General features: G+C 61.4%; 12 protein-coding genes. 5 read left to right on the top strand and 7 right to left on the bottom strand.

Going from position 1 to position 16082, the window contains the following annotated elements; genetic code table 11:
- Nucleotides 1–35 precede the first annotated feature (35 nt).
- A complete protein-coding gene (locus BN1128_RS20180) occupies nt 36–911 on the bottom strand; it encodes a helix-turn-helix transcriptional regulator (RefSeq protein WP_042872109.1) in 876 nt (291 codons plus the stop codon).
- Nucleotides 912–1043: 132 nt separating this feature from the next.
- Here BN1128_RS20180 and manA point away from each other — a divergent pair, with 132 nt between their 5' ends.
- Nucleotides 1044–2243 (top strand): mannose-6-phosphate isomerase, class I, encoded by a 1200-nt coding sequence (manA, locus tag BN1128_RS20175; protein WP_042872107.1) that lies wholly within the window; start codon nt 1044–1046, stop codon nt 2241–2243.
- 229 nt (nt 2244–2472) lie between these two features.
- Here manA and BN1128_RS25645 read toward each other — a convergent pair whose 3' ends face one another.
- Entirely contained in the window at nt 2473–2628 is a 156-nt protein-coding gene (locus BN1128_RS25645; protein WP_005312738.1) for a hypothetical protein, read from the bottom strand.
- A gap of 706 nt (nt 2629–3334) precedes the next feature.
- Between BN1128_RS25645 and BN1128_RS20170 the strand changes: the two genes are divergently transcribed.
- The 3 genes from BN1128_RS20170 to BN1128_RS20160 all read left to right on the top strand — a co-directional run bounded on the left by BN1128_RS20170 (nt 3335) and on the right by BN1128_RS20160 (nt 6047).
- On the top strand, nt 3335–5242 hold the full coding sequence (locus tag BN1128_RS20170) for a PTS fructose transporter subunit EIIC (protein ID WP_042872105.1): 1908 nt from the start codon (nt 3335–3337) through the stop codon (nt 5240–5242).
- A gap of 212 nt (nt 5243–5454) precedes the next feature.
- Nucleotides 5455–5742 carry a hypothetical protein gene (locus BN1128_RS20165; protein WP_052445543.1) on the top strand — a complete coding sequence of 96 codons (288 nt, stop codon included), beginning with the start codon at nt 5455–5457 and terminating at the stop codon, nt 5740–5742.
- 41 nt (nt 5743–5783) lie between these two features.
- Nucleotides 5784–6047, top strand: a complete 264-nt coding sequence (locus tag BN1128_RS20160) for a hypothetical protein (RefSeq protein ID WP_042872103.1) — start codon at nt 5784–5786, stop codon at nt 6045–6047.
- Nucleotides 6048–6109: 62 nt separating this feature from the next.
- On the opposite strand, the gene BN1128_RS20155 is transcribed toward BN1128_RS20160, so the two are convergent.
- Both BN1128_RS20155 and malX read right to left on the bottom strand, forming a co-directional pair.
- A complete protein-coding gene (locus tag BN1128_RS20155) occupies nt 6110–7306 on the bottom strand; it encodes a MalY/PatB family protein (RefSeq protein WP_042872101.1) in 1197 nt (398 codons plus the stop codon).
- 85 nt (nt 7307–7391) lie between these two features.
- The gene (gene malX, locus BN1128_RS20150) at nt 7392–8963 is read right to left on the bottom strand and encodes a maltose/glucose-specific PTS transporter subunit IIBC (RefSeq protein ID WP_042872099.1); all 1572 of its coding nucleotides are present in this window, start codon (nt 8961–8963) and stop codon (nt 7392–7394) included.
- A gap of 315 nt (nt 8964–9278) precedes the next feature.
- On the opposite strand from malX, the gene BN1128_RS20145 reads away from it, so the two are divergent.
- On the top strand, nt 9279–10316 hold the full coding sequence (locus BN1128_RS20145) for a Mal regulon transcriptional regulator MalI (RefSeq protein WP_042872186.1): 1038 nt from the start codon (nt 9279–9281) through the stop codon (nt 10314–10316).
- 72 nt (nt 10317–10388) lie between these two features.
- Here the strand turns inward: BN1128_RS20145 and BN1128_RS20140 are convergent, their stop codons facing one another.
- The 3 genes from BN1128_RS20140 to BN1128_RS20130 all read right to left on the bottom strand — a co-directional run bounded on the left by BN1128_RS20140 (nt 10389) and on the right by BN1128_RS20130 (nt 16063).
- The gene (locus BN1128_RS20140) at nt 10389–11255 is read right to left on the bottom strand and encodes an aldose 1-epimerase (protein WP_042872097.1); all 867 of its coding nucleotides are present in this window, start codon (nt 11253–11255) and stop codon (nt 10389–10391) included.
- Nucleotides 11252–12703 carry a sugar porter family MFS transporter gene (locus BN1128_RS20135; protein ID WP_042872095.1) on the bottom strand — a complete coding sequence of 484 codons (1452 nt, stop codon included), beginning with the start codon at nt 12701–12703 and terminating at the stop codon, nt 11252–11254. The genes BN1128_RS20140 and BN1128_RS20135 overlap by 4 nt, the downstream gene beginning before the upstream one ends.
- Nucleotides 12704–12784: 81 nt before the next feature.
- Nucleotides 12785–16063 carry a DUF5107 domain-containing protein gene (locus BN1128_RS20130; RefSeq protein WP_042872094.1) on the bottom strand — a complete coding sequence of 1093 codons (3279 nt, stop codon included), beginning with the start codon at nt 16061–16063 and terminating at the stop codon, nt 12785–12787.
- Between the last annotated feature and the right edge of the window lie 19 nt (nt 16064–16082).

Here is a 16082-nt window from a genome sequence, read left to right as displayed (position 1 = left end):
GCCCTGCTGTACTCTGGCCCAGACGGCGGCATGACTCATACCACCAGCCTATCTCCCTGCCCCTGCGGCTGACTCAGAGAGCGATACTGTGAGGGGGTCAGCCCGGTCTTTTGCTTGAACACCCGGCAAAAATAGTTCACATCGCCGTAACCACAGCGGCTCGCCACCTCTTCAAGGCGGAAGCGGTATTTTTTCAGCATGAATTTGGCCCTGTCGATCCGCACCCAGCTGATGTAATCGGCCAGGCGCATGTGGCCCTGCTCGCGAAACAGGTGGGAGAGGTGGCTAGCCGAGACGTTGAAGCGGTGGGCGATGGAGTCGCGGGTGATGGGGCGGTGAAAATTTTCCTGGATATAGATGCAGATGCCATGAAACAGGTCTGCCCCTCTTGGCCGCTCGGCAGCGGATTCCGCCAGCAGCTGGCGGGCACTGGTGAGCAGCGCCTGCAACAGGTGGTTGTCGGTGGGGGAGCGGCCGGGATCCTCGGTCAGCACGTTGAGCGCAGCCAGTATGTGTTCGATCACGTGGCCGGCCCGCGCCATTATGCTGTGCTTTTGCACATCGAAAAAATCCGGGTCTTCCCGTCGCTTGCTCACCAGGCTGAAACCGAGCTGGCGCTTGCCAAACAGCAGGCTCAGCACCGAGCAGTCCGTGGTCCACAGTGGCTTGTTCCAACCGTTGGGCGGGATGTAGATCGCCTGTCCCGGCAGTACGCTTATCTCCTTGCAGCCCTGCTCCTTGTCCCAGACCTGGTTGAGGTATTCGCCGCTGAACACCAGTTCGAGGCGGGGAAAGTTGACCTGATAGCTGAAACTGGGCGGCACCCCCTGATCCTGGGCAAACCAGATCTGCTCAAAAGGAGCTTGCTCATGGAGGGCGCCATCGAGCAGTTGGCTGAAGATAAGTGACATGCTGATCCTGATCAAATAGAGAGAGGCAAGCGGTTGCGGCGGCCACAACCGCCCATGTTATAGTCCGGCCCACAGCAGCAATGCCACCCTTTTCTTCACCCGACTTTCTTCACACTAAATGAGGCATCCCTTATGAGCAGTCGCGATCTGCCCTCTTTTTTGTTAATGCAAAATCCGATTCAAGGTTACGACTGGGGCAGCCATGACTCCCTCACCACCCTGTTTGGCATCCCAAATCCAACGGGCAAACCCCAGGCCGAATTGTGGATGGGCGCCCACCCCAACGGCTGCTCCGAGGTGACCCTGATGGGCAGTACGCAGAAGCTCTCGGTGGTGATCGACACAGCCCCGGCCACCGCACTGGGCGAGGCCACAGTCACCCGTTTCGGCAGCCTGCCATTCCTGTTCAAGGTGCTGTGCGCCGAGAAGGCCCTCTCCATCCAGGTGCACCCGAGCAAGGCCCAGGCTGAAGCTGGCTTTGCCAAAGAAGAAGCCGCTGGCATCGACCCCAAGGCGGGCAATCGCAATTACAAAGACCCCAATCACAAGCCCGAGCTGGTGTTTGCCCTCACCCCCTATCAGGCGATGAACGGCTTTCGTGCCATTCCCGCCATCCTGGCGCTGTTCGAGCGGGTCAAGCTGGCGGCCATCGCCGATCTGGTCGCGGCCTTTGTCGCCAACCAGAACGAAGCTGGCCTGCAGCACTTCTTCCACCAGCTGCTGATTTTACAAGGGGCACGCAAGGAAGACGCCCTGGCGGGCCTGCTGGCCTATGCCGCCGCGCATCAGGATGAAGAAACCTTTGCCCTCATCACCAACCTGGCCGCCCAGTACCCGGGGGATGTGGGACTCTTCTCGCCGCTCTTGCTCAGCGTGGTGACCCTGCAGCCGGGTCAGGCCATGTTCCTCGATGCCTGCACCCCCCACGCCTATGTGCGTGGTACCGGTCTCGAGATCATGGCCAATTCGGACAACGTGCTGCGCGCCGGTCTCACCCCCAAATACATAGACGTGGCAGAGCTGCTGGATTGCACCCGCTGCCTGCCCAAGCCGGATGACCAGATCCTGCTGGCCCCCCGCGTGGAAGGGGCGGTGCAGCACTTCGATGTGCCGGTGCCGGACTTCACCTTCAGCGTCTATCCGGCAGGTGAGCATCAGCTCACCACCGCCAGCGCCGAGATCCTGTTTGCCATCGATGGCACTGTGACGCTCAAGCAGGGCGACGAGATGCTGCGCCTCGAGAAGGGCCAGTCCGCCTTTGTCCCTGCCGCCACCGGCCACTACCAGCTGCTGGCCGAAGGCCGGGTCGCCCGCGCCGGCAACCGCTGCTAAGGCGTGAACCCGGCACGGGTTCAATGACTGAATAAACGCACAAGGGCCATCACTGATGGCCCTTGTTGTTTTTCTTTGGAAATCATCGTCACCGTTAGTCTGCCCTTGATGGCGCTCACCGCCTGGCTAATAGAAACCCCCACTGCCCTTGCGGGTGGCGGGGGTTGTTCTTTTCTGCTTGATGACGATGACAACTGGCGTGGCTATCGGCCAGTGGCAATATCAGGGGCTACTCTTCAACCTCTTCCTCTTCCGGTTGCCGTTCCCCTGCCCGTATCTGTTGCAGTTCATCGACTCTGACTTGCCACTTGTCGTGGGCCTGCTTGAGCTCCTGTTGCTTGAGCTCTTCACTCATGGCGTCGATCTTCTGGTCAAGTGTTTCCATCAGAATGTCTCCTTATATCATTGGGTTAGCATGACAAGGTTAAGACTGGCTGACGGCGCTATTGGCCAACCTGCTCACCTAGTCAGACACCCCGATCCCCATAACCGCCCAACGAAATAAACGATTGATTATCTATAAACCAATCTAAAAAATGGGTGATGGCTTCTTATGAAGCCATGACGCCCATGCTCCCCAAGCCGGAAGCAGACCATTCTGCCACCCAGATTGTGCTGCAATATCAAGGGGCTATGCATATACCCAAGGCGGCCAATCCTCTGCGACTGCTTATGCCTGGCCTCCTTTCCTTGCCCCTGCTTACCAGTACAGGCATAGGCAGCAAAAGAAGATCCCCCTCCCCGGCAGCACTTTTGCCAAACGGCTCACATTCAAGAAGAGGTTAAAGAGTTCAAAACCCCGTCCCGACCTTCCCTTTTGCAAGAGGGGGAACCGCGACTCCTCTTGCCCATCATTCCAGAAAAACAAGCAAGCATTTGTTTTTAAACAGATTTAAATCCATTCAGTCCAGTACTCACCTGACAATCAAAGTGCGAGCCTGCTCACAGGGCCGGGGCATTGACACAAAAATCCAGTAAAGGGCACATATATCCGATTTCGGTGACATGGCTTGGGCGAAACAATAGGCAGGTCAATCGTTTGCTCCATTCGTTACTCATATCACCAGGGCTCGCAGAGCCAGGAGACGCCTATGCTCACCACCTTGATAGATGAAGGACTGATCTGCCTCAACATAACGGCCAACGACAAGCAGGGATTGTTTGTCGAACTGGCCGCCCGACTCAACGCCTGCGGCAAGATAGGCAATCAGGATCAGTTCATACGCGACCTCTGGGCGCGGGAAAACCTCGACAACACGGGTTTTGAACAGGGGGTTGCCCTGCCCCACGCCAAGAGTGAGGCGGTATTGCAGCCTGCCATCGTCATCGGCATCAGCCGGCAGGGGATCGACTACGGCGCCGAAGATGGGCTGCCCTCCAAACTGTTCTTCATGATTGCCTCCCCGGCGGGCGGCGCCAACCACCATATCGAGGTGCTGGCCGAGCTCTCCACCAAGCTGCTGGAACCCGGCTTTATCCCCCGGATGCAGGCGGCCACCAGCAAGGCCGAGGTGCTGTCACTGCTGGCGGCCACGGCGCCTGTCGGCCTAGCCGGCAAGCAACCGGTGCGCGCCGAGGCAGCAGCTCAACCGAGAGCCAGTGCACCTGAACCCCAGGATCGCAGCATCAAGGCCCAGCTCAATACCCTCAAGCAGCACCTGCTGTTTGGCACCTCCCACATGATCCCCTTCATAGTGGCGGGGGGCGTGCTGCTGTCACTCTCGGTGATGATGAGCGGCAAGGGCGCCGTGCCCGAGGCGGGCGTGCTCAAGGACATGGCCGACATGGGGATAGCGGGGCTCACCCTCTTTACCGCCGTACTGGGCGGCTACATCGCCTACTCAATGGCGGACAAACCGGGCCTGGCGCCCGGCATGATCGGCTCCTGGATAGCGGTGCAGCAGTTCCACACAGGTTTTCTCGGCGCCATCCTGGTGGGTTTCATCGCCGGGCTTATCGTCAATCAGCTCAAACGCATAAAACTACCGGACTCCATGAGTTCGCTCGGCTCCATCTTCATCTATCCGCTGATCGGCACCTTCTTGGTGTGCGGCATCGTCATGTGGGTCATAGGTGCGCCCATCGCCGCCATGATGGAGGGGATGAACCACTGGCTCTCCAGCATGGCGGGCTCCGGCAAGGTGATGCTGGGCGCCATCCTGGGTGGCATGACCGCCTTTGACATGGGCGGCCCGGTCAACAAGGTGGCGACCCTGTTCGCCCAGACCCAGGTCAACACCCAGCCCTGGCTGATGGGCGGCGTCGGCATCGCCATCTGCGTGCCACCGCTTGGCATGGCGCTGGCGACCCTGCTCTCCCCGCGTCGTTACAAGAAGGAAGAGCGTGAAGCAGGCAAGGCGGCCGCCATCATGGGCATGATCGGCATCAGCGAGGGGGCCATTCCCTTTGCCGCCGCCGACCCGGTGCGTGTCATTCCGGCCATAGTCGCAGGCGGCATCGTCGGCAACATCACTGGCTTCATGATGCACAGCATCAACCATGCCCCTTGGGGTGGCTGGATAGTGCTACCTGTGGTGGAAGGCAAGATGGGTTATATCCTGGGAACCGTGCTCGGCGCCCTGACCACGGCCCTTATCGTCAACCTGCTGAAAAAGCCGGTCACCGAGGATGAGACAGTGACAGCCACCGACAGCGGCTATCAGATCATCGAAGCGGAAGGGGAAGCTGACGTGCTCGCCATCACCGCCTGCCCGTCCGGCGTGGCCCACACCTTCCTCGCCGCCAAGAGCCTGCAAAAGGCGGCCGCCAAGGCAGGCATCAAGCTCAAGGTGGAGACACAAGGCGCCAACGGCATCATCAACCGCATCAGCGCCAAGGACGTAGCCAAGGCTCGCTGTGTCATCCTGGCCCACGATGTGGCCATCAAGAACCGGGAGCGCTTCGCCAATATCGAGGTTATCGATGTGAAGACCAGGGAGGCCATCCACAACCCGGAAGGGCTGCTGGCCCGCACTCTGGCAGGCAGCAAGGTGGCCTGACGAGGGCGTTTGATCCGATGTGCAACAGGAGGGGCCGAGGGCCCCTCTGTTTATTTCAACACCAGCTAAAGAGAGCAGAGCCAATCCGCCAGCCGTACCGGCCACCCAGGCGGGGATAGCACACTCAGCCCACGGAAAGATAAGATAGGAGCCATATTGCAACTGCATATCCCACGGCCCTGCGGCCCCTCACGGACGGAGCCTTGACGCTCATGGAATTGACTGACGTACTGCTCACCCTGGCGGGTCTGGTGACCGCCGGCATCATCCTCAAGAACCGCTCTGTCACTCAGCCCGACTGGGACAAGCTGCCCACCCTGCCCGAGTACCTCAACCTGCATCCCGAGTGCGCCACCGAGGATGACGAGAACGCCAGCTGCTACGCCTGCGGTTCCCACAAGGTACTGTTCAGCCCGCTGACCGGCTCCGGTGATTACCGCCTGCGTCACACCTGCCTTGCTTGCGGCAAGGTGCTGTTTCGCAGCCGCGCCATTCTCTGATCCAGGCCCCTTATCGCGCTTTCTCACCAAGGAGTCACATCATGGACCTCTTATGGCTGTTTGGCCTGCTTGCCCTTGCGGCCAGCCTCTATGCCATGCGTTTCTGGGACAGGCGCCACGCCCGCGCCGAGTACCTGAGCGTCCATCCCGAGTGTGCCACCGGGGATACGCTCAACGCCCTCTGCTGCGCCTGCGGCTCTGACAAGGTGCTGAGTCATCCCCAAACCGGCTGGTTTGATCACCGCTTTCGCCATACCTGCCTCGCCTGCGGCAAGGTGTTGTTTCGCACCGAAGAGCCACGCTAAATGGCTTCCCAAAATGCAGCGAGCCGCCCTTGGGCGGCCCGCTGATGGGTGTTTCCCTTCCGTTAATCTCTCAATAGATCGGTGAGTGCGCAGATCAGGGCGTCGAGGCCTTTATCTACCTTAGATCGCGGGCAGCCGACGTTGAGGCGAATATAGCCTTTGCCTTCCGGGCCGTAGGTGTCGCCGCGCATGATGGCGACCCGGTATTTCTCCACCAGCAAGGCTTGCAGCGCATCCATTTGCTCGGTCGAGTCGATGCCGAGGCCGCTCAAGTCAATCCAGGCGAGATAGGCCCCATCGGGCACCCGATAGTCGATGGCGGGGAAGGCGGTGTTGAGCCGCGCCTCCACTTGGGTGAGGTTGCCGTGCAGATAGGATTTGAGCGCATCAAGCCAGGCTCCGCCGTCCCGATAGGCGCTGATATGGGCCAGCACCCCGAGAATGGGCGGCGATGAGAGGCCGTGGGCCGCCTTGAGCCGCTGCAGATAGGCAGCCCGCGCATCACCGTTGGCGATAAAAGCGTAGGCACCGCCAAGGGCCGGAATATTGAAAGATTTCGAGCCCGAGCTCACCAGCGCCCAGTGATCGTCCGGCGCCACTTCACTCCAGGGCAGGTAGCGGGCAAAGCTTATATCCATATGGATGTCATCCGAGATGACCTTGACCCCGTGGCGCTGGCAGATAGCGGCCATCCGGCTCAATTCATCGCGTGTCCAGACCCGGCCGGTGGGGTTGTGGGGGCTGCACAGCAGCAAAATCCGGCAATCGGGGCGTGCCGCTTGCTGTTCGAAACATTCCCAGTCGATCTGGTAACTCCCCTGCTCTTTTTTGAGCGGGCAAGGCAGCAGCACCCTGTCGTTGGCAGCCAGCATATTGCCGAAGGCGTCGTAGGCGGGGGTATGCACCAGCACGCCCGCCCCCGGCGCCGACCAGAGGCTCACCAGCTGGGCAATCACATAGATGACCGAGGGGCCGTAGACCAGCGTCTCGGGGTCGAGGCTCGCCCCGTAACGGTGGGCAAACCAGTCGCTCACAGCCCCCTTGAAGTCGTCGTGATTCCAGCGGCTGTAGCCAAAAACCCCGTGTTCGAGCCGGGTTGCCAGGGTCTGGCGAATGCAGGGGGCGGTCTCGAAATCCATGTCGGAGATGGTAAAGGGGAGCAGGTCGGCATGGCCAAAACGGTCGGCCACATAGTCCCACTGGGTGCAGTAGGTGCCGTGGCGGTCGACCACGTGGTCGAAGTCATAAATATTGCGCATTAATTTTCTCCCTCCATAAACAGGAGACATATTGGGAGAGGCAAAGAGGGGGCTTGCGCCCCCCGTTCGAATGTCATTGGCCGGATCAGGCCCCCATCAAGCTCTGCAGCTGGTTTTTCACCAGATGCACCTGCGGGCCGATCACCACCTGCAGGTTGTGCTCATCGAGCTTGATCACCCCGATGGCGCCGTTTGCTTTCAATACCTTGTCATCGACCCGGCTCATGTCCTGCACCGACATCCGCAGACGGGTGATGCAGTTGTCCAGCGCGAGTATGTTGTCGGCGCCGCCCAGGGCGTTGAGGATGATTTCACCGTTGTAGCCGCTGTTGCCGGCCTTCTTGCCCGCGGGCTGGGCTGCCTCGCTGGTCTCAATCTCGCGGCCCGGGGTCTTCAGGTTAAAGCGCACGATGGCGAAGCGGAACACGCTGTAGTAGATGGCAAACCAGATAGCTGCCGCCACCGGCACCAGATACCACTTGGTGGCGGTGCCCTGCAGCACGCCGAACACCAGAAAATCGATGAGGTTGCCGTCGGTGTTGCCGATGGTGACGCCGAGCAGCCCCATGGTCATAAAGCCCAGACCCGTCAGGATGGCGTGAATGACGTAGAGCACAGGAGCCACGAACAGAAACAGGAACTCGAGCGGCTCTGTGATGCCACCGATGACGCAGGCCACCACACCAGAGACCAGCAGCGCCTTGATCTTGCCGCGATTTTCCGGGCGGGCGCAGTGATACATGGCGAGCGCCGCACCCGGCAGACCGCCGAGGAAGGCAGGCATCTTGCCCTGAGAGAGGAAGGAGGTGGCAGAGACCGAGAAGCCGCTGGTGTCAGCACAAGAGAGCTCGGCGTAGAAGATATTGAGCGCGCCGCTCACCTCGTTGCCGCACACAAGCGACGTGCCGCCCGCTTCGGTAAAGCGAATCAACGCCACCAGAATGTGGTGCAGACCAAGCGGCAGCAGCAGACGCTCACCGGTACCGAACAGAAAGGGACCGAAGGGGCCGGCATGGGAAATCAGCGCCCCGATACCGTTGATGCCGGCGGCAAACCAGGGCCAGGCGAACGGCACGACCAGGCCGACAACCCCCAACACCAGCACTGTGATGATGGGCACGAAGCGGGCACCGCCGAAGAAGGCGAGCGCATCTGGCATCCGGTAGGTGTAAAAACGGGCGTGCAGTTTGGCGACGATCACCCCGACTATGATGGCCCCCAGAATCCCGGTGTCGATGGAGCTGATGCCGAGGATCGATTTCACCCCGTAGGCCTTCTCCGCCGCCGCGTCACCGATGACGTTGGCCACGGTGAGGTAGAAGTTGATGGAGAGGTTGAGCGCCGCATAGCCGACGAAACCGGCAAAGGCCGCGACTCCCTTCTCTTCCCGCGCCAGCCCCAACGGAATGGCCACCGCAAACATCACCGGCAGGTAGATAAAGGCCACCAGCCCCACCTTGGTCATCCAGAGGAACAGCAGTTGCAGCACGGTGTTGTCGAGGAAGGGCATGCTCTGCTTGACCGCATCGCTGGTGAGCGAGCTGCCGACACCGAGCAGGATACCGGAGAAGGCCAGCAGGGCGACCGGCAGCATAAAGGTCTTGCCGAGGCTCTGCAGAAACTCCCATATGGTGGATTTGGCGGGGGACTTGGCCATGTGTCTGATCCTTGTGAAGTGAAGGTCACGTCTCGATGCAGATGTCCCGCACTGCGCCGGGGAGGGCAGGCAGGGGAGAGAGACCGCATCAGGTTTTGTGGATGATAAAACGTTTTATCAACTCACAAGTGCCGACAGGATCACAGAATGGCAGGCCTGAATGGCGAGTGGATCAAAATCTGTGAGCCAGATCGGCGCAGCTGTGATGTAACGTTTCACTTGGGTATGCGAGGGGGTATGCTGTGGTTCTCCGGTCTCTTTGCCCATGGCTGCAGCACTCGCCCTATGTCGTCACAACCCATGCCGTCCAAACCTATGTCGACCAAACCGCTCGTCTCGAAAAACGTCAAGATCACCGATGTCGCCCAGCTGGCGGGGGTTTCGGTCACTACCGTCTCCATGGTACTCAATGGCAAGGGCCGTATCTCCCCGGCCACCACCGAGCGGGTGCAGCAGGCGATAAAAGAGCTCGACTACGTGCCCAACAGCGCCGCCGCCAACCTGCGCAGCCAGCAATCCAATCTGGTGGGGCTGATCCTGCGCGACATCACGGATCCCTTCTATACCGAGGTGACCGCCGGGGTGAGCGAGGTGCTGGAGCAGCAGGGCTATTTGCTGTTTTTGACCCAGTGCGGCCACAGCCCGGAGCGGTTGCAGCAGAGCATCCAGTCCCTGTCACGGCAAGGGGTGGCGGGCATCATCTTCAATCCGGTGCGCGGCGCGGCGGCCAAAACCCTGGAGACCCTGCTCGACTCAGAGCTGCCGGTGGTGTGCGCCGCCCGCTCCTACTACCGGGATGACGTGGACTTTATCGGCCCCGACAACACCCATGCCGCCCAGCAGGCTACCACCTATCTCATCGAGCAGGGCCACCGCCATATCGCCTACGTGGGCGGGCGAGCCGACTCCCTCACCCGCGCCGAGCGCATCGGCGGCTACTGCGCCAGCCTGCTGCAATACGGCCTCCCCTTCAAACCGGAGTGGGTACTGGAGTGCGAGCGCACCCAGCGCAGCGCAGCCGACACCATAGCCCAGCTGCTGCACCAGCATCCCAAGGTAACCGCCGTGCTCTGCCACTACCCAGAGGTTGCGCTCGGCGGCATTTACGGGGTGGAGGCGAGCGGGCGCACCGTGGGCAAGGACAACTACATAGGCCAGCAGGTCGCCCTGCTCGGCTTTGACGACGTGGCAGAGGCGGAACTCACCTCCCCTGCCCTCACCTTCATCAGCTCACCGGCCCGTGAAATTGGCAGACAAGCCGCCCAGCGGCTGCTGACCCGGATGCAGCAACCCGAGCTTGCCCCCAATCGCCATATCATCACCCCCAATCTGCAGAAGCGGGAGTCGGCCTGAGGTCAGGATCTCTCCCGCCCATATCCTTGAGGCCCTTGCAGGCTTCCTGTCGTTAAAGGGAGCCAGGGAAGGTTATTGGGCTGCTTGTGTCCGCTGCAGGCTGAGGGTCATGCCGATGCTCATGCGATCGCCGCGGCTGAGCAGGCGCAGGCCAGGGTGACCTGCCATGTGGTGGGCATTGGCGGCGTGACTCTGGGGCTCCAGACAGACGAAGCCACTCCCCTCATCGGGCTGGTAGAGCATCAGGAAGGCGCACTCGCTTGAAACCATCAGGCGCTGCTGGCGAGCAGGATGGTCAATCTCGGCCTGACCACGCCAGCCGCCATAACAGTGGTTGAGCCACCCTTGCGGGCGCTGCCACTGGCGAAAGTCGAGCTTGGGCGCCAGCCGACTCGACCAATCGGTCGGCAAATGGTCCTCCCCCTCCTGCCAGACGCCGCTCGCCAGAAAGCGTATTCGAGTCTGCTCGTCGCGCCAGAAAAAGGGGTGGAAACCGGCGCCGTAGAGGCCGGGGCTCTCCCCGAGATGGGTCAGGCTGATCCGCGCCACCAGGCTCGCTCCCTGCAGCCGATAGTCGAGCTCAGCCAGATAGTGAAAAGGGCCATTCTGGCTGGTGAGCTGCAAGGTCACCGAGCTGTCGGTCAACGCAACCGGCTGCCAGGGCTGCAACCAGCCATCCCCATGCAAAAAGAAGTCGGGATCAAGCTCGCTCGCGGGCAATGCACACTCATCCCCCCACAGCTCGAACCGATTGCCCGCTACCCGATTGGCCAGCGGCAACATGGGAAACAGCGCGCTCTGCCCGGGATGCCAGGGCTGCGCCAGGTCAGTGTCTCGCAGCAGCGGGCGCCCTTTGTCATCTTCCAGCCCCAGCAGGCAGGCCCCTTGTGTTGAAACCCGCATCCTAAGATGCGGGTTGCTCAATGTGTATACCGTCATGCAGCCGTACTCGCCTTGGCCGGAGTCAGTTCGACCTTGCCCTGGGCCAGCTGAGCTTCCAGCGCTTCCAGCGTCACCCCCTTGGTCTCGGGCACCTTGCGATAGATAAAGATGAGACCGGCGAAACAGATGAGGCCATAAAGCAGGAAACTGCCTGCAGCGCCCAGCCCGGCATTGAGTAGCGGGAAGGTGTAGGTCAGGACGAAACAGGCAATCCAGAGCGCCAGCGTACCGGCCGACATCGCCAATCCGCGCACCCGGTTGGGGAAAATCTCCGAGAGCAGCACCCAGGTGACCGGCGCCAGGGTCAGGGCATAGATGGCGATGGCCGCCAGCACCAGCAGCAACACTGGCAGCCCCAGCATACCGCTGGCATAGGCAGCCGCCATCATGGCATAGATGATGGTCAGCCCCGCCGAGCCAATCAGCATCAGCTTGCGACGGCCAATCTTGTCCACCATGGGCAGCGCAATCAGGGTAAACAGCAGGTTGATAAGACCGGTGGCGACGATGGATTTGAGGGTGCTGTTGATGTCAAACCCGGCGGAGGCGAAGATCTCCTGCGCATAGTTGAAGATGACGTTGATGCCGCACCACTGCTGGAACACCGCCAGCACAATTCCGATGATGAGGATTGGCCGCACCGAGGGTTTGCCCAGCTCCGCCAGCGAAACCTTGTGGGTCTCGCCCACCAGGGTTTGACGGATATCGGCCAGGGTCTGCTTGGCATAGGCATCACCGCCAATCTTGCCGAGCATGCGGGAGGCTTTCTCATACTGACCATCTTTGGCCAACCAGCGCGGCGACTCCGGCACGAAGAACATCAACACCAGAAACGCCAGGGCCGGCACCAGTTCGGCGCCGAACATCCAGCGCCAGCCGGACTGGCCATTCCAGGTAGCCAGAATATCGGCCTGAGTTGCATTGCTCGCCACCGGATCGGCGATCATCAGGTTCACCAACTGGGCGGCCAGCACCCCGATGACTATGGTGAGCTGGTTAATGGCCACGAACTTGCCCCGTTTTTCGGCCGGGCTTATCTCGGCGATGTACATGGGCGAAAGCGCAGAGGCCAGACCGATGCCGATACCGCCTATGATGCGATAGACCACGAACAGATCGAAGTCGCTGGCCGCCGCAGTGCCCCACGCCGAGATGGTGAACAGGACGGCGGCCAAGATCAGCGGCTTCTTGCGACCGAAGCGGTCGGCAGACCAACCGGAAATGGCGGCCCCCAGCACGCAGCCCACCAGCGCCGAACTCATGGCCCAGCCGGACTGGGCCGGATCCGTAATGGCGAAGTAGGCCTCATAGAAGGGCTTGGCCCCGCCAATCACGACCCAGTCATAACCAAACAGCAGGCCACCGCAGGCGGCCACCAGGCAGATCATCCAGATGTAGCTCATATTGAGCCCATTCGTATCCAATTGATTTGTCGTGCGTTCCATGACTCATCCTTATCATCTTGTCGATTGTAGGGTGCAGTGGCGCCCCTCACCGTGGCGGGGCGCCGGTTTTTGTTATGAGTGTTATGAGTGGAGTGACAGCTCGCGGCAGATCAGGGCAAAGAGGTGCCCCTTGTCGTGAGCCGGGTTGAGGGCGAGCAGCTCTCGCAAGGTTTGTTCACAGCCATCGCGCTGACCCAACCCCAACAAGCCGAGCGCCCTGACCAGCAGGCAGTGCTGGCGATGTTGGTGCTGCGGATCGTCATCCAGCACGATGAGGTCGGGTAGCGAGACGGCGAAAAAGTCCGCCTCGACCGACTCGCCCATCGCCTGCTCGGCCCAGGCCACCATTCCCTCGAACAGACGCTGCGCCTCCGCAACCCGGCCAAGACGTGCCAGCGCCATGCCCTGATAGAAGAGGTAATCCACCGGCTGATCGTTGTAGTAGCGGCTGGCCCCGAGCGATCCTTGGCCGAGGCAGGCCTGTTGCAGGCACTGGACCGCCAGACTCTGGTTGTCACAAGCCAGATGGCAGAGCGCCAGCAGGTAGTGGATGTCGTTATCGGTCTGTCCCACCAGACGCCCCTCCCCCAGATTGAGGGGGTAGTGCAGCGCCTGTTGCAGCAACGGAATGGCCTGCTCATGGCGTCCTTGAGTCATCAACACCAGCGCCCGGCGCTGCTGATTGATGAGGTACTGGCCGGTCACCTTGCCCTCGCCCCCCTCCCAGGGGTGGAATTCGCGCAGCCGCAAGATCTCGGCCGCCGCATCCAGCTGGCCGGTGATGTGATAGAGGCTGAGCAATTCGGCGGTCAGATCGTCGCGCTTGAGGGCCACCTCACGATGCGCCTCCAGCAGCGCCAGCCGCTCGGCGGGGGCCATGGCGCAGCGCTTGTGCAGTTGATCCAGCTCGAACAGCAGACGGGCATCGTCTGGCTTGAGGGCAAAGGCCCGACTCAGACACTGCTCGGCCGCCACCGGATCGCAGCTCTTGTTGAAGTGATAGATGCCAAGGTTGCGCCAGGCCGGGGCAAATCCGGGTGCCTGCTCGCACACCTGCTGCCACAGGGCGATGGCTTGCGGGTAGCTGCGCTTGCTGTAGTGGAAGCAGCCCAGCAGATAGCTGGCGAACCAGCTGTGGGGCAGTTGCGCCAGCATGGCCACCTCGCCAAGGGTATTGGGGAAGCGCACCTTGCGGCCAAAGGCCTGCTCGGCCCGTTGCAGCAGGGCATCTTGCGCCTCACCTTCCGGCAGCAGCGCGGCCTGAAACAGCAGCGGCAGGGTCTCTTCCACCGTCAGTGCTGAGAGCAGTTGCTGCGCCAGCTCGGGGCGTCCCAGCGCCAGCAGATTGCTGGCCAGGAAACAGAGGTTCACCCCGCGCCCGTTGCACAGGGTGCGCAGCGCCTCGAGATCGGTCGGCTGCTCGCTTGCCAGCCAGCGCAGGAAGGCCAGCTGATAGTGAAGCGGATAACGGACTCGCTGCTCGTCGATATAGGCGATGGCGGCCTCTCGCTGGCCAGACTCCAGCAGCGCCAACCCTTTGAGGGCGATGGCACAGTAGTGGGTGCCGTTGACCGCAAGACTCTTCTCGACAAAGGGCAGTGCCTGCAGCGGATCACGGCGCACCATGGCGATGCGGGCCAGCCCGAGGAAGCCACTGTCGCGGCAGTTGCCGCTCCAGGTCGCCTTGTAGAAGTCATCGAAGGCGGCATCGAACTGCCCCAAACGCTCCTCAATGTGGCCGCGCAGCAAGCTGGCCTTGCCACACTGGGGGTTCTTGTTGAGCCGATGGGCACGGACCAGCGCCTGATTGGCGTAGCCCAGCGCCTGCTCATAGTTGGCGCGGTTGTACTCCAGCGTCGCCAGCGCCAGGTTGCAGCGATAGTCGCCACCATCCAGCTCCAGAGCCCGCAGGTAGTAATCAAAGGGCGAGCGGCTGGCGTGCAGATACTGCTCAAGATGCTGGCCGATGAAGTAGAGCTCGTCGACCGAGTCGAGATTGACGGCAGGCTCCGGCGCCGTGGCCGGATCCGGCAGGGCTTCGGCTGCGGGCTGATGCTCGAGATAGCTCAGGATCGGCTGGCCCTGCTCATCCAGCAGGCGCACCTGCAAACGTCCCTCGCTGGTGATGGCGAACGGCTCAAGCCAGGCTTGACCCGGTTGCAGGTCCAGCGTCTGGGTGAACAGCACGCCGCCTTCGTCACTCACTTCGAAACGGGCATGGCACAGCGGCGCGATTGCGTAGGCACCGCACAGCAGACCATCGTCGGTGCGCTCCAGCTTGATGGCGGCGCGGGTGTTGGCATTTTGCAGGGTGCCGAGGGTGTTGTAGGGCAGGAAGTTCTGCACGAACACCTTCTCCTCCCCCGCATCCAGCCAGGTGAAGTCGGGCTGGTTGTCGGTGTAGACCCCGGTCATCAGCTCGATGTAGGGGCCGTTGTGGTCGGTCAGGTTGCGATCCCAGGCCAGACCGAAGTCACAGTTGCCCCAGCTCCACTGCTTCTTGCCCGGCGAAACATGGTGATCCGCCACGTGCAACAGGCCGCCCTGCTCGTCATGACAGTAGGCGCCGACGAAGTCGTAGTCAGACTTGTCTGCCATATAGGAGGTGGGCACCGGAATGTTGCGGTAACGGGAGATATCGACCCCGGCGGAGTAGTCCACCTTGTAATAGGTGCCGCGGGCGATGGGGAAGGCACTGACGTCGCGTTTGCCGTGGTCATAGACGGCAGTCACATCGGGCGGGAAGACGCTCTGGTGGGCATCGCCCCCTTTCACTGCCGGGTTGGACCACCAGAGGAAGTGGCGCGGCGTGTCGTTGCCGTTGAACACCTTGCCGGTGATCTCGATAAGCGCCTTGTCGGGATAGAGGGTGAAGCCCGCCATCACCTGCAGACCACGCATCGGCTCGACCTCGCCGAGCCAGACGGTCTTGGCGCCGCCCTCCTGCTCCGCAATGGTGAAATCCACCGGCATAAAGGTTGTGGGTCTGTGGTGCTGCGGCCAGTTGAACTCGATGCCGCCGGAGATCCAGGGCCCCACCAGCCCCACCAGCGCCGGTTTGATCACCTCGTTGTAATAGACGAAGTCGCGATTCATCACCTTGTCGTAGGCACGGTGGATACGGCCACCCAACTCCGGCAGCAGCATCACCTTGATAAAGTCGTTCTCCAGCCAGACCGCCTGATAGGACTTCATCTGCTTCTGGCCGGTGAGGGTGTCGATCACACCATAGGGATAGACGGCCCCCGAGGAGCCCTGATAGACCCGCTTCTCGAGAAACATGGGGTTGGGATCTTCGGCACCGACCTCGTAGGTCGGCAGGGTGACGGCCTCTACCCAGACTCTTACATCAGCTCTCATCAATCTCGCCTCATTCAAC

Origin of the sequence: Aeromonas piscicola (assembly GCF_000820005.1) — a bacterium.
Taxonomy (GTDB): Bacteria; Pseudomonadota; Gammaproteobacteria; order Enterobacterales; family Aeromonadaceae; genus Aeromonas; species Aeromonas piscicola.
Note: the sequence above shows the minus strand (reverse complement) of the source record. Positions and strands in the feature narration are given on the sequence as shown.